The sequence below is a fragment of the Collinsella aerofaciens genome (assembly GCF_015557435.1).
Taxonomy (GTDB): Bacteria; Actinomycetota; Coriobacteriia; order Coriobacteriales; family Coriobacteriaceae; genus Collinsella; species Collinsella aerofaciens_Z.
In genome coordinates this window covers 1-14,243 of the sequence record NZ_JADNOH010000016.1, presented here as the reverse complement: position 1 = coordinate 14,243, position 14,243 = coordinate 1, and the positions used below count along the sequence as shown (strand labels likewise).

The window sequence follows — 14,243 nt, the reverse complement described above, 5'->3', positions numbered from 1 at the left end:
AGCGGTCGGCGGGGCCATTGTGGCTCTTGACAGCGGATTGGGTCATATGAGCGAGAGGAGGCCCTTTCCGTGGGAGACCTTGGGATCGTCCGCGGCATTGGCGCGAATTCCCGCCTCGGGGAGGCGCCACACGTGAGCCGCGAAGACCACCAGCGCGGCAGAGACCACCGCGAACTGGATTTGAGGAGCCATGTCGAGCAGCCGACCGACGATCAGGACGACGATGGCATAGCCGATAGTACCACCCATGCGAATGCGAGAAAAGTCCAGGCCAGAGCGATCCGCGAGCTCGATGACGAGGGAGTCGCTCAGGGGCAGAAGCCCCGAGAAAAACGCCGAGAACGCAAAGGTTACGAGAAGGACCGGGACGAACGTCGACGCCAGGTAATACAGCGGAGCGAGTACCGCCGCCGCAAGGCAGAGGATCACGATGACTGCGCGGCGGCGCCCGAGCTTGTCGGCGATCGTCGACCAGAGCGGCTGGATGGCGAGCGCACACACCGGGGTCGCCGCGAGGAGGATGCCGGTCTGAGCTGCGCTGAGGCCGAGGCTCGTGTAGTGAGCGGAGAGGAACGGCGAGTACACGCCCGCGCAGACCCAGTAGAGGACGTTCGCGAAGAACAGCGAAGTCATGCTTGCGTTTGTCCTGACGTTGTGCATCGTGCTTCTCCCTTCTTGCTCGCCGGGTGCCTGTCTGGGCTTCGAAGTGATTCGCCATCTAGCGTGAAACGAAGTTGTGAGGCGTTGGAACAATGTTCTGTTGTTTCATCGTTTTCATGCCGTTGTTTCACGGCTCATAAGATAGCAGCTCAAGATGAGATTGCGCCGGGGAAGCACCGATTTACCGTGAACGGTAGGAAATCAGCGGTGAAACGCTATTTCACCGCTTATGAAACATTTTGCTTTATTTTCACCTCTCTTGACCTAAGATACAAAGCAAACTAGGGCCAAGGAGTAACCATGGATAAGACAGGAGATGTGCTCAGCCACATCTGCGCGGTCATGAGCAGCCTATCCTCCTCGGAGAAGGCAATCGCAACGTATGTGCTCGACCACCCGTCGGACGTCGCAACGATGACCGTCCGCGAACTCGCCGCAGAAACCGGTACGTCACCGGCGTCTGTTTCGAGGTTCGCAAGGACGCTTGACTACCGAACCTATTCGGACATGCGTCTGGCGCTCGGCATATCCATCAGCAGGGCCTCCGGCGAGGAAAAGGCCACGGGCGGCAAGGTTACTCTGGACGACGTCGAGGGCTCCATTAAGTACGTCCTGTCTCACAAGGTCAAGGAGCTCTCCCAAACCGCCTCGCTCATTGACTCCGATGACTTTTCGGCAGTCGTCAATCTGCTCCACAACGCCAACCTCGTCCTGATTGCGGGCGTCGGCAACTCGATTAGCATGGGCGTAAACGCGGCGTTCAAGCTCTCACAGGTTGGAGTCAGGGCGTTTTGCCCCAGCACCACCGATGCCATGGTCTCCGCCGCAACCAACCTCAAGGAGAATGACATCCTGCTCGTCATTTCGACGTCCGGATACTCGAAGCGCCTCGTCAACATATTCGACTCTGCCGAGGATTCGAACACCCCCATCATCATGATCACAGACAACCCGGATACGCCGCTCGCGAAGCGTGCCACGTATATCATCCGAGCCATCTCGCGAGATCAGGCCATCACCGGAACCGAGGTCGCCTTCTCGCACAGCTCGATCAACTTCGTCATCGAGCTGCTGTTCCTCTTCCTGACCTCTTGCTGGGATGACCCGGTAGAGCTTAACAGGATCATCTCGAAGAATCTCTTGGGAGACAGGCAATACAGCTAGGACGACGCACACCGGCGCACCGACGCCCAGACCGAAACGGGAGGACCCCTTGATAAAGCTCATCCTCGCAGACATGGACGGGACCCTGCTGCCGTTTGGCTCAAGGGTCGTATCGGAGCGCACGCACAGCGCAATTCTTTCGGCGCTTGATGCGGGCATCGCGTTCGGCCCCGCAAGCGGCCGCGACTACGCCGACCTGGCCGATGCCTTTGACGGCGACGCGCGCTGTTTCTCGACCGGCATCATGGCCAACGGAAAGAAGGTCTTCTCCAGCGGCGAACTCGTATTCAAAAAGACGCTCTCGACGGAGGCCCTCGTCAAGCTCGATAGCGCCGTACGCCCCTACGCGGGGACGTCACTCTGGCTAGTCGCCGATGTCGATGAGACAGGCATGCGCTGCGAGCAGTTCCTCTGCGCCGTCGAGCCTGGCGACGAATTCGCCCTAGAAATCGTTAAGGACTCCGGAAGAGACATGGCGCTCGGAGACGTGCCCACGAACCGTGACGTCATCACCGCCGGCATCTTCGTCAACGTCAGCTCCGCCCCGACGGAAGTCGTTCGGAGTCGATGCAAGGAAGCCTGCCCAGAGCTTGATTTCCCCTCGCCCGTCCCATTCTTCCTCGATGTTGTTCCAGCTGGCTGGAGCAAGGTAAACGGACTCGACGCGCTTCTCGGCAGCCTTGGGGTCACGCTGGACGAGGTCGCTTTTATCGGAGACTCGGAAAACGACGTGACGCTCCTCGAAAAGGTGCCGAACTCCTACGCAGTCGCGGGCGCGATGCCAGAGGCGAAGGCCGCGGCCCATCACCTGATCGGGGACGCAGCCGAGGACTCCGTCGCGAAGCTCATCGAACAGATTGTCCAGCAGCGAGGCTAGGGTTCCGCCAGCGTGGCATTCGCCGCGCGCCTCGTCATCCGTTCGTGGCGCGCTACCTCGTGACGATCCAGAGCGTGGCCATCGTCGCGACGCCGATGCCTACGATGAGCGCGACCCACAGGACGCGGACCACGAGGTTCATGTCGCCCGCCACCGCCATGTCGTTCGCGTGCCAGAACCAGCTCTCGTTTGCCTTGCGCATGATGCCCTCCCTTAGCCTCGATTACGCCATCTATGGTCGAGCAATCGCAGGTCACGTGCCATGGATTTGCCCTACGCCCAGCTTTCAGTTCTGTAAGGCGGCGGGAGCCTGTGCGAGGCCCCGAGTCCTGAGGCTGTTGCAATGAAAATGGAAATCAAGGAGCACGCATCAATCATATGGGTTCCTTTCGAGGATAAGGGCAAACGAAGCATCCATCATATAATGGAGCGACGCAACCAGAGAGGTCACCCATGGAATTTTACGCAAGCTGCCCCGAGGGCTTTGAGTCCGCACTCGCCGATGAGCTTAAACGCCTCGGGCTTTCGCATGTCCGCCGCCTGAAGGGCCGCGCTACGTTTGAGGGCGAGCTTGAGCAGGGCTATCGCGCGTGCCTGTGGTCGCGCCTGGCGAGCCGCGTGTTCGTGGTAGTCGGGCGCTTTGAGGCGCAGGATGCCGATGAGCTGTACGACGGCGTTTACGACATCGCCTGGGAGAGCATCGTCCGCCCCGGAGCCACCATCGCCATCACCGCCCGCGGCGTGACCGAGCAGCTGCGCAACACGCGCTTCTCGGCTCTGCGCGCCAAGGACGCGCTGTGCGACCGCCTGGCCGAGGCCACGGGTCGCCGCGCCGACGTCGATGCCGCCGATCCCGACGTTCATCTGCTGCTTTCGCTGCGCCAACGTCGCGCGAGCATCAGCCTGGACCTTTCAGGCGACCCGCTGTTCAAGCGTCTGCCGCCCGCGGCGACCCGCGCCGGCGAGGGCACGCACGTGCTACGCCCCGACTACGCCGCCCTGGTGCTGGCGCAGATCGGCTGGACCGCGCTGTGCGAGTGCGAGCTGACGGCCGACGACTACGAGAACGAGGCTCTGCCCACGTTGATCGACGCCTCGTGCGCCGGCGGCGGCCTGCTGCTGGAGGCCGCGAACATCCTGACCGACCGCGCCCCGGGCGCCGCCCGTGAGCACTGGGGCTTTGAGGGCTGGCAGCTGCACGATGCTGCCCTGTGGGATCAGCTACTTGCCGAGGCGCGCGAGCGCGAGACCGCAGCACGCGAGCGCCAGGCGCGCATCGTTGCCGTAGACATCGACCCCGCCGCCCGCAAGACCGCCGAGCGCATGGTCAAGTGCGCCGGCTACAAGCGCTTTGTCGACTTTTGCGCCGCCAAGTCCACCACCGTGCTGGACCACGCGGGCGTTGTCGCCGGCGCCGCCATCGTCGCGGACACCACCGAGACGCCGCTGTCGCTCATGCACGACGCCATGACGCTGATCGGTGAGCTGCGCCGTGCACCCGAGCTCGCCTCGGCACCGGTCGCCGCGCTCACCCGCGACGGCCTTATGGCCCGCGCGCTCCACGCCGAGCCCGCGCGCTCTATCGCCGTCATGCCCAATAACGAGGAAGCGGCTATCGAGGTGTGGCCCTCGCTCGACCATGCCGCGGCGGCGTTTGAAGCCGCGACCAGCGCGGATGTTGAGGGTGAGATTGCGGATGCCGGCGCCGACGAGACCGTCGCCGCACCCGCCGTGCCCGAGCCCGCCGCCACGCTCGACCTGGGCGACGGCAAGCCGCTGCCCGTGCTCGTCCCCGAGTCCGAGCAGTTCGCCAACCGTCTGCGCAAGAACGCCCGCCTGCGCCGCAAGTGGGCCAAGCGCGAGGGCGCGAGCTGCTACCGCGTCTACGACGCCGACCTGCCCGACTACTCCGCCGCCATCGATCTGTACGAGGGCTGCCCGCAGACCCCGGGCCGCTGGCTCGTCATCGCCGAATACGCCGCGCCCAAGACCATCGACCCCGCGCTGGCCCAGGCCCGCATGCTCGACATTTTGGCCATCGCGCCGCGTATCCTGGATGTCCCGGCCGAGCACGTGCACGCCAAGGCCCGCATGCGTTCGCGCGGCGGTTCGCAGTACGGCAAGCAGGGCGCCGGCAAGGGCGGCTCGGGCGAGCACGCCAATATCGCGCGTCGTCGCCTGCCGCTCATCGAAGAGGGTGGCCTTACCTTTGCCGTCAACTTTGACGACTACCTGGACGTCGGTATCTTCCTGGATCACCGCGTCACCCGCAACCTGGTCCGCGAGCACGCCAAGCAGGCGCGCCGTTTTCTCAACCTGTTTGCCTACACCGGCACCGCCACCTGCTATGCGGCCGACGGCGGCGTTGAGGAGACGGTGACGGTCGACCTTTCCAACACCTACCTGGACTGGGCCGAGCGCAACATGCGCCAGAACGGCTTTGTGGGCCCGCAGCATCACTTTGTGCGCGACGACGTGCTCGCCTGGATTCGCGACCAGCGCCAGACGCGCAACCGCTGGGACCTGATCTTTGTCGACCCGCCCACGTTCTCGAACTCGTCCAAGATGGGCCGCCGCACCTGGGATGTCCAGCGCGACCACGTTGAGCTGTTGGCCGGCGTATCGCGCCTGCTCACGCAGGGCGGCCATGCCATCTTTAGCTGCAACCTTCGTGGCTTCCGCCCCGAGACGCGCAAGCTCGCGCGCGCAGGCGTGGTGCTGCAGGACATTACGGCGCAGACCATCCCCGAGGACTTCGCGCGCAACCAGAAGGTGCATCACTGCTATATCGTGCGCCGCCTGCCCATCGAGGACGCCATGGCCGAGGTCGGCTTTAGTGCCGAGGAAATTGCCGAGCGCGTCGAGGAGCTGCGCAACCCCGAGGCTCGCAAGCCCCGCGCGGCAGCGCCCGCGCACGCCGGCAATGGCAAGCCGCACGGCAACGACAGGCCGCACGGCGCCAGCAAGCCCTCCCCCGCCGGCAAGCCCAAAAAGAAGAAGTTCTACGCCAGCAAGCCCAAGGGGAAATAACAAAGTTGCGGTGGAATATGGACTGTTTGGCCTAGAATTAGGCAAATTTAGACCGTATTTCACCGCAACTCATATGGGGATGTGGGCGACGGGCTAGCCTTGGGTGACTAGACGGTAGCCGATGCCTACGTGGGTTTGGATGTAGCGCGGATGCGCGGGGTCGGATTCGATCTTCTTACGCAGCGTGCCCATGAAGACGCGCAGGCTCGCCAGGTCGCTCTTGGTCGCCGTGCCCCAAATCTCGTGCAGGATAAACTGGTGCGTCAGCACCTTGTCGGCATTGTGCGCCAACAGGCACAGCAGCTTGTACTCGATAGGCGTCAGGTGCAGTTCTTCGCCATCCATCGTGGCGATGCCGGCATCAAAGTCGATATGCAGCTCGCCGGTATCGAACGTGCCCTCGGACGAACCCGCACCTATCTGCGCATACGAAAGGCGACGGAGTGTGGTGCGGATGCGCGCGAGCAGCTCCTCGACCGAAAACGGCTTGGTCAGGTAGTCGTCGGCACCGGCATCGAGCGCACGGATCTTATCTGCGTCCTCGCTGCGCGCCGAGACCACGATAATCGGCATGCCCGACCACGTGCGCACCGACTCCACCACCTTGACGCCGTCCATATCGGGCAGGCCCAGATCGAGCAGCACGATGCTCGGCGCCTGCGACGAGGCGGCAGCAATAGCGGCATGGGCAGTCTCCACGGCCATATGGCGCAGGCCATGCGCCTCGAGCGCGGCAACGATGAGGTTGCGGACGGCGGGGTCGTCCTCAACGACCAAGATGAGCGGTTTTACGGCAGAGTTCGGCACAGCGCTACTCCTTATCAAACGAAACGTCGGCGGCGGGAAGTTCAATCGTAAAGACCGAACCGTGCGGGTCCGCCGCGGCAACCTCTATGCTACCGCCATGCGCCAACGCAATGGAACGGCAGAGCGAAAGACCCAGGCCAACGCTGCGGTGGCTGTCAGCCAGACCATGGTTGGCGGTATAGAACGACTCAAAGATCCGCTCGCGGTCCTCGGATGCGATGCCCGGACCATCGTCGGCCACCGAGCACGCCACGCGTCCATCGTCGACGCTAATCGAAATCATGATATGCGAGCCCGCGGGCGTATAGGTGATGGCGTTGTTCACCAGATTGACCACCAGCTGCACCATCAGGCGCGCATCGACGTTGACGAGCGCCGGCTCATCGCACGCCACCACCTTAAGGTCGTGCTCGCGCACGGCAGGGTTCACGTGGCGCAGCGCCTCCTCGACGATATCGTCCATGAGCTCGAGCGTAGTCGACAGACGCATACCGCCGCCCTCGAGCTTGGTGATGGCGAGCAGATTCTCGACGGTGGCGTTGAGCCACAGCGCATCCGAGCGAATGGATAGAAGCAGGCCGCGGCGCGTCTGGGCATCGAGCACGGCGGTGCCGGTCGAGCCCTGGTCGAGCAGCACGTCGGCATTACCCGAAATACTGGTAAGCGGTGTGCGCAGGTCGTGCGAGATGGAGCGCAGCAGGTTGGCGCGCAGCTGCTCGTTTTTGGCGAGCACCGCCGCCTCCTCGCGGGCCTCCATGGCGCGGGCGCGATCGAGCGCCAGCTCGCCTTCGCTCACGATGGCATCGGCAAGTGTCCGTTCCTCGTGCGTTAGCACGTCGGGTTCGGCAACGATAGCCAGCACGCCCACCACCGAGGCGGGGTCGCTCGAGCGCACGAAGCCGTCGCCCGTGCGAACCGTCAGGTAGATGCCATAAAACGCCGAGCCGCCATAAGTGGCATCGAGCGGCGTTCCCACATAAGCGGACGCCGAGAGCCGCGGCGGCATCTGCGGCGCCAGTTCGTGCACCGGTGCGGCATCGCCCACGGCCGTGTATGTCGCACGCGGCAGCAGGTCATCGCCCTCGGCATCGGCGCTGTACCACACGACCGGACAGCCCGAAAGACGCGCCAGCTGCGTTGCCATGGCGTGAACGATCTGTTGCTCGTCGGCGCACCGCTGCAGCATGCGGTTGGTCTCGAGCACCATATGCGTGCGGCGGTCGCTGGCGGCAGCCTGTGCCAAGGCGCGGCGCAGGGCCAACGCAATCGAGCTCGACACAAGCGAGACCACGAACATGATGAAGAACATGCCGGGATAGCCGCGGTCGATAAGCGACAGCGAGTAGCGCGGGTCGACAAACAAGAAGTTGTAGAGCGCCACGGCGGCAGCCGAGCTCAGCAAGCAATACAGGCGACTCCAGGTAAAGAATGCGCACAGCTGAACGGCGAACACATAGACGATCATGATGCTCGGCGCGAGACCCGGATGGTCGAGCAGCGCGCCCACAATCGTCGCCGCCAGCAGCAGCCCCGCCGACACGCAGATGTCGTACAGAGGACCGCGGTGCGTCAGCGTCGTGCGCCGCCACCAAAAGTTCTCGGCAAGATCGCCGTCCGCACGGGCATCCATCAGCACCGCACCCCTCCCTCAAAAACAAAAACCACCACGAAGGGGACAGGCACCTTTGTGGTGGTTTTCCCTCGTGGTGGTTCTAAGTGTAAAGCCTTCTACGACCGGTAGCCGCTAGACAAACAGCACGTGCGCGAGCAGTGCGCACACGCACACCGCTCCAAATACCAGTGCCACGATCGAAATCACGCGATCGGCCATGTCCATGTTTGCACGATTCGTAAAGAACCGATCTTCGGCGGCGTCGACGCGCGCCTCACGCACCATTTCGACCACCGCCTCGCGGCCATCGAGCGCCTTTGTATCCATGTTTGCCTCCCCGGCCTCAATCTTGTCCATCGAAAACCAACTCCATGCAGCCTGTCGGCGCCTACGGCCGCTCGTTGGGAGCCAGGCGCTGCATCTTGTTCACGGCCTTGAACTTGGTGAACAGCGGCACGTACTCAAAGCTCACGTTGGAGTTCTCCAGGCCGTACCAGCGCGCGGGCGTGCCGGCGGCACGGCGAATGATGTACTTGAGCGTGATGGCCGTGCGCTCGCTGGGCTCCACGTCGCTCTCGGGCGCCAGCAGCTTGCGGATCATGACGAACTTGAACGTACCGATGTTGCCCGGGTCCTTGTAGACCGAGTAGTCGTGCTTTTGCGCGGGCAGCTCGCCGGTGGCGGCAAGGTCCTGAACGACCTGGCGCAGGTAGGCATTGACGCGCTGGTTGACCTTATAGCCCAGGTACAGATGCACACGGAAGACGTAGTCGGTGTCGAACGTCTCAACCGAATAGGCAAACGTATACGGCTCGTCCATGGTCTCGACGTTGACGAACCACCAGGCGCGGGCGCGCTTGGGATGCTTGTCCAGAATCGAGTAGACAATGTCGCGGTCGATGTAGTCGGTATGGGTATCTTTGGTCAGGTACACGATGTTGTCGCTCATGCGCTCGTAACGGTCGTCGTCGCGCAGACGCTTGAGCTGCGGCAGATAGCTGCGCAGCGGCAGCAGCGTAAACTGGCGCTGCTCGACCGCGGTGCCGTTGTACCAGCACACCATGACGCCCATGATGAGCGCGGCCATGAGGATGGTGAAGTAGCCGCCGTGGAAGAACTTGGTGAGCGAGCTCACAAAGAAGAAGCCCTCGAGCATAAGGAAGAAGACGACGAAGATCCACGGAGCGACCTTGAGCTTGCGCTCCTCGTGCAGGTAGAAGAACAGCAGCAGCGTCGTGCACATCATGGTCAGCGTGATGGCAAGACCGTAGGCGGCCTCCATGTGCGCCGAGCTTTGGAACAGCAGCACCACGATGATGCAGCCCACGAGCATGACGTTGTTGACCATGGGAATGTAGAGCTGGCCCTTGGTCTCGGCCGGATAGAAGACCTGCATGTGCGGCATGAGATCCAGGCGGCTAGCCTCGGACACCAGCGAGAACGCGCCGGTGATGAGCGCCTGCGAGGCGATGATGGCCGCAATGGTGGAAAGGCCGACGGCAAACGGACGCAGGCCCGGGGCGAGCATCTGGTAGAACGGGTTGAGGTCGGCAATGCCCATGAGCTCCGGGTTGCCGGCGTTGTTGATGAGCCAAGCGCCCTGGCCCATGTAGGACAGCAGCAGGCAGCACTTAACAAACGGCCAAGTGGCGTAGATGTTGCCGCGGCCCACATGGCCCATGTCGGAGTAGAGCGCCTCGGCACCGGTGGTGGCGAGAAAGCAGCTGCCCAGAATCATGATGCCCGCGTGGTTGTTGGGGCTCAGCAAAAAGGCGATGCCGCGCACCGGGTTGAGGCACAGCAGCACGGCGGGATGCTGGAAGACAAAGAACAGACCCGTGCCGCCCAGGAACAGGAACCACAGCGTCATGATGGGGCCAAAGGCGTGACCGATCTTGGCCGTGCCGATGCGTTGCACCAAGAAGAGCACGATGATGATGGCAAGCGTGATGGCGACGACGCGACCCTGGTCATCGCCCAGCACGGCATGGACCGCGGGAATGGTGCGCAGGCCCTCGATAGCCGTGGTCACGGTAACGGCGGGCGTGAGGATACCGTCGGCAAGCAGCGCGGCACCGCCCAGCATGGCAGGGATGATGAGCCACTTGCCGCAGCGCTTGACCAGGCTGTACAGGGCGAAGATACCGCCCTCGCCGTGGTTGTCGGCGCGCAGCGAGATGAGCACGTACTTGATGGTGGTCAGCAGCGTAACCGTCCACACGACAAGGGAGAGCGCGCCGAGCACGAACTCCTCCGTGACGCTCCCGATGCCGCCGTTGCCGGCAACGAGCGCCTTGGTTACATACATGGGGCTGGTGCCGATATCGCCGTACACCACGCCCAGCGTGACGAGCATCGCCGAGATGCTCACAGGAATCGCAGCGTGCGAGGCTGCCTCCTTGGCCTTTTGTTCCATAAGCCGGTTTCCTTCCCAACTTTAATGTTCGAAGGGATTATAGGTAATCGACCCATGGTTGTACGGCACTGTTTGCCCAGCTAAATAAACATTTATGCGGCCTTTAGGCCACCGCGGCGATATGCAATGTGACAAAGGGGCTGTCCCTTTGTCACATTCATCGCATCCGTTACTTGCCGAGCCAGTTTTTGAACCACCACTCCATGGAGCGGCTCATCTCGGCCATAAAGGGACTCGTGTGCTTGCGGGTGTAGATATCCACCACGCGCTCGCCCACCTCGCGGGCATGCGGACGGAACATCGCGTCCATCTCGGCCACCTGCGCATCCATGGTCGCGGCATCGGCGCGGCTGTAGTGCTCCTCGTGCACCAGGTTCACCACGGGATGCGCGATCGCCGGGCGCTCCTTGCGGGGTGTGCCGATGATAAGCATCGACAGTGGCATGGTGTAGGGCGGCAAATCGAGCAGCGCAGCAACCTCCTCGGCATTCTCCACAATGTCGCCGATGTAGCAGCTCCCCAGCCCCAGAGCCTCGGCGGCAACCACGGCGTTTTGCGCGGCGATCACAGCATCCTGCGCCGCGATGGCAAAGTCGCCCAGACCCGGCGCGCGGCGGGGCTGCTTGCCCGTGCGCTCCACAAACTCGGGCTCAAAGCAGCCCACATGCTCAAACAGATCGATCCACTTGGCGTAGTCGACCACAAATATAAGTGCCCACGGGGCCTTGGCAATCATGGGCTGGTGGTCGCACAGGTCGGCCAAGCGGTCGAGCGTAGCCTGCTCGCGGATACTCACGATGGAGTACATCATCATGGCGCCTGCCGACGGCGCGCGACTCGCCGCGTGCAGGATTGCCGCGCGCTGCTCGTCGGTCACCGCCACGGGGCGATCGTCATCATCGCGCGCAAAGGCACGCGTGGAAGAACGGTGCTCCAAGATGTCCAGCACCGCATTGCCCGTAGCTTCGACCGGATAGCCGCCGGCGTCCACGCCCACGGCACCGCCGCAGCACTCAACGTCCGTCTTGCAAACCTGCTCGTTCATTGCCTCATCCTCGCCATTTCTTTAAGAAGCCTTTATCTTTCCGTGTAATTCCCGTCCATTATCGCGCAGGTCGACACTCCATTGCGCAACACCGCCACACCCGCGCGTTATTATGGCTGGTTGTTGTGCGCAGCCCTCAAATGCTGCGCATATCTTGGTAACAATCGGGTAAATCCCCGCTTTCGTAGGTTTTAAGTTTGTGAGGAGTCTCAGCATGTTCGCAGCCGCTATCTCGCTGATCGGTCTTGCGGCGACCGTCTACCTTGTTTTGCGCGAGGCCAAGGCTATTCGCGCTCAGTCGGGCGCCGTCGCCAAAAGCGCTCTTGGATGGAGCGTCTCCTTCGGCCTGTTCCAGCTCTTCTTGACCGTCTGGGGCGCCATTGGCCTCGTCGCCCAAAACGAGCCGCTCGCCTTTGTGATGCTCATCCTGACCAATGCCATTCTCACCGGTTGCGCCTGGGCGAGCATCGCCCGCGACCGCATCGCCCCGCGCGTCTTTGCGTTCGCCTCGACCGACGCCCCCGCCCCCACCGGCAAGCTCGCCCGCCTACGCGGCACCTTTGTGGGCAAACCGCTCGTCGCCGCCGTTTTGTGCCTGCTGCTCGCCGGCGTCTTTGCGCTGCTGGGCATGGAGGTCTCGTCCAACCACGACTTTACCTGGGTCTACCCCCTGTGCATCCTGCTCGAGTGGGCCATCATCGCCACACTCATGACTGGCTTGTTCTTCCTATTCCAGCGCCACGGCGCAGCTCCCGCGGTCCTGGCCTTTGCCCTCTTTGTCCTGGGCATTGCCGAGTTCTTTGTCATCACGTTTAAATCCATGCCCATCCAGCCGGGCGACCTTTCGGCCATCTCCACCGCCGCCGCAGTCGCCGGCACCGGCTACACCTTCTCGATCTCGCTGTTCTGCGTGCTATCCATGGGCTTTACCGCCATCGCCATGCTGCTGTGCGAGTACGCCGGCCTGGTCGCGCCGCACCGTCAGAAGGGCGCCGCCAACGCCAAGCGCATGTTGCTCACCAACCTGCTCGTGGCGGTGCTGTGCCTGGGCGGCGTGACCGCGCATGTCACGCTCATCGACTACTACAATACCCTCGGCATCACCGTCTACACCTGGCGTCCGCTCGAGAGCTACTGGCGCGAGGGCTATCTGCCTGCCTTTATTAGCGCGGCACAGTCCATCAAGCCGCCCAAACCCGCCGACTATTCTGTCGATGACGCCAAGGCCACGCTCAAAAAGTACGCCAAGGCCTACGACAAATCCGACGCGGCCAAGAGCGACGAGCGCGCCGCCGCAAAGGAGCAGTTCGACAGCGAGAAGCCCACGGTCATCGCTATCATGAACGAGACGTTCTCGGATTTGTCGATCTACCAGAACATGCGCGCCGGCTACGAAGGTCCGCAGTACTTTAAGAACCTGTCCAACTGCCTCAGCCGCGGAAAGCTCTACGTGAGCGCCTACGGCGGCGGCACGGCCAATACCGAGTTTGAGTTTATGACCGGCAACTCCATGGCCAACCTGGGCTCGGGCGTGTACCCCTACACCATCTACAACATGGAAACGACCGGGAATCTGGCAGAGCAGTTCAAATCGCTCGGCTATTCCACCACGGCCATGCACCCCAACCACGCGACCAACTGGAACCGCGAGAACGTCTACAAGGACTTTGGCTTTGACCAGTTCCTGTCCATCAACGATTTCCAAGGCGCCGATACCCTGCGCGGCATGGTGACCGACCAGGCAACCTACGACAAGATTCTTGAGCTGCTCGACCAGAACGCCGATCCGCAGTTTATCTTCGATGTGACCATGCAGAACCACTCGGGCTACGACACGGGTCTGCTGCCGGTCGACAAGCAGATGCACCTGAACATCGACACGACCGACCTGGACGCTAAGACCGTCGAGGACGGCACGCTCTCCGATGTTGACGAGTATGTCTCGTGCATCGAGCAGTCCGACCAAGCGCTGCGTTACTTCCTCAACGCCCTGAGCAAGCTCGACCGCAAGGTGGTCGTGGTGTTCTGGGGCGACCACCAGCCGTTCTTCCCCTCCAAGTTCAACGATAAGTGGTTTACCGGCGAGGACGACGCCACGCACCAGGAACGTCTGTGGCAGACCGACTACATCATCTGGGCCAACTACGACGTTGCCGGCTGCGACCAGACGAGCGAGGTCGACGACCTGTCCACCAACTACCTGTCCACGCAGCTTATGCAGCTGATCGGCGCCCCGCTGACCGACTACCAGAAGGCGCACATGACGCTGCGCGAGTCGCTGCCCGCCATCAACTCGGTGGGCTACGAGGATGCCAGTCTGCGCTGGGCGCTCTCCTCCAACGTCACCGGCGACGACGCCGTTGCCGCAGCCGCCACCAAGGCACGCGAGGATTACGCCAAGATGCAGTACTACGAGATGTTCCGCGACGGCAAGAACGTGTACACCGAGCACTTCCAGACCGAGGCCAACGAGACCGACCCCAACCTGGCACCGGGCACGACCAAGATCAAGTAGCGGGCGTGTCTTAACTGGATCGTCTGCCCGGGCGGCGCGGAATGTAAGATTCCCTGCTCGGGCAGTCCTGCTCGCACGGAGAGCACATTAAGTGCTCTCCGGCTCGTGCGGAACTCG

Annotated in this window: 11 protein-coding genes; 4 read left to right on the top strand and 7 right to left on the bottom strand. The window is 62.7% G+C overall.

Annotation, left to right across the window (positions count from 1 at the left end):
• Nucleotides 1-42: 42 nt before the first annotated feature.
• Nucleotides 43-753 carry an MFS transporter gene (locus tag I2G43_RS01475; protein WP_267473439.1) on the bottom strand — a complete coding sequence of 237 codons (711 nt, stop codon included), beginning with the start codon at nt 751-753 and terminating at the stop codon, nt 43-45.
• A 207-nt stretch (nt 754-960) separates the two neighbouring features.
• Between I2G43_RS01475 and I2G43_RS01470 the strand changes: the two genes are divergently transcribed.
• Both I2G43_RS01470 and I2G43_RS01465 read left to right on the top strand, forming a co-directional pair.
• The gene (locus I2G43_RS01470; protein WP_195534829.1) at nt 961-1,824 is read left to right on the top strand and encodes a MurR/RpiR family transcriptional regulator; all 864 of its coding nucleotides are present in this window, start codon (nt 961-963) and stop codon (nt 1,822-1,824) included.
• 49 nt (nt 1,825-1,873) lie between these two features.
• A complete protein-coding gene (locus tag I2G43_RS01465; protein WP_195534828.1) occupies nt 1,874-2,701 on the top strand; it encodes an HAD hydrolase family protein in 828 nt (275 codons plus the stop codon).
• Between the two features lie 52 nt (nt 2,702-2,753).
• On the opposite strand, the gene I2G43_RS01460 is transcribed toward I2G43_RS01465, so the two are convergent.
• On the bottom strand, nt 2,754-2,903 hold the full coding sequence (locus tag I2G43_RS01460) for a hypothetical protein (RefSeq protein ID WP_195534827.1): 150 nt from the start codon (nt 2,901-2,903) through the stop codon (nt 2,754-2,756).
• A 251-nt stretch (nt 2,904-3,154) separates the two neighbouring features.
• Between I2G43_RS01460 and rlmKL the strand changes: the two genes are divergently transcribed.
• A complete protein-coding gene (rlmKL, locus tag I2G43_RS01455) occupies nt 3,155-5,731 on the top strand; it encodes a bifunctional 23S rRNA (guanine(2069)-N(7))-methyltransferase RlmK/23S rRNA (guanine(2445)-N(2))-methyltransferase RlmL (protein WP_195534826.1) in 2,577 nt (858 codons plus the stop codon).
• A gap of 93 nt (nt 5,732-5,824) precedes the next feature.
• Here rlmKL and I2G43_RS01450 read toward each other — a convergent pair whose 3' ends face one another.
• The 5 genes from I2G43_RS01450 to I2G43_RS01430 form a co-directional block, all read right to left on the bottom strand.
• Complete coding sequence (locus tag I2G43_RS01450; protein ID WP_195534825.1) at nt 5,825-6,538, bottom strand: response regulator; 714 nt, start codon at nt 6,536-6,538, stop codon at nt 5,825-5,827.
• Nucleotides 6,539-6,542: 4 nt separating this feature from the next.
• Nucleotides 6,543-8,168 carry an ATP-binding protein gene (locus tag I2G43_RS01445; protein ID WP_195534824.1) on the bottom strand — a complete coding sequence of 542 codons (1,626 nt, stop codon included), beginning with the start codon at nt 8,166-8,168 and terminating at the stop codon, nt 6,543-6,545.
• 114 nt (nt 8,169-8,282) lie between these two features.
• On the bottom strand, nt 8,283-8,507 hold the full coding sequence (locus tag I2G43_RS01440) for a hypothetical protein (RefSeq protein ID WP_022094774.1): 225 nt from the start codon (nt 8,505-8,507) through the stop codon (nt 8,283-8,285).
• Between the two features lie 31 nt (nt 8,508-8,538).
• Nucleotides 8,539-10,566 carry a KUP/HAK/KT family potassium transporter gene (locus I2G43_RS01435; RefSeq protein WP_195534823.1) on the bottom strand — a complete coding sequence of 676 codons (2,028 nt, stop codon included), beginning with the start codon at nt 10,564-10,566 and terminating at the stop codon, nt 8,539-8,541.
• Nucleotides 10,567-10,735: 169 nt separating this feature from the next.
• Nucleotides 10,736-11,611 carry a nitroreductase family protein gene (locus I2G43_RS01430; protein WP_195534822.1) on the bottom strand — a complete coding sequence of 292 codons (876 nt, stop codon included), beginning with the start codon at nt 11,609-11,611 and terminating at the stop codon, nt 10,736-10,738.
• A gap of 214 nt (nt 11,612-11,825) precedes the next feature.
• Here I2G43_RS01430 and I2G43_RS01425 point away from each other — a divergent pair, with 214 nt between their 5' ends.
• Complete coding sequence (locus I2G43_RS01425) at nt 11,826-14,126, top strand: LTA synthase family protein (RefSeq protein ID WP_195534821.1); 2,301 nt, start codon at nt 11,826-11,828, stop codon at nt 14,124-14,126.
• Nucleotides 14,127-14,243 lie beyond the last annotated feature (117 nt).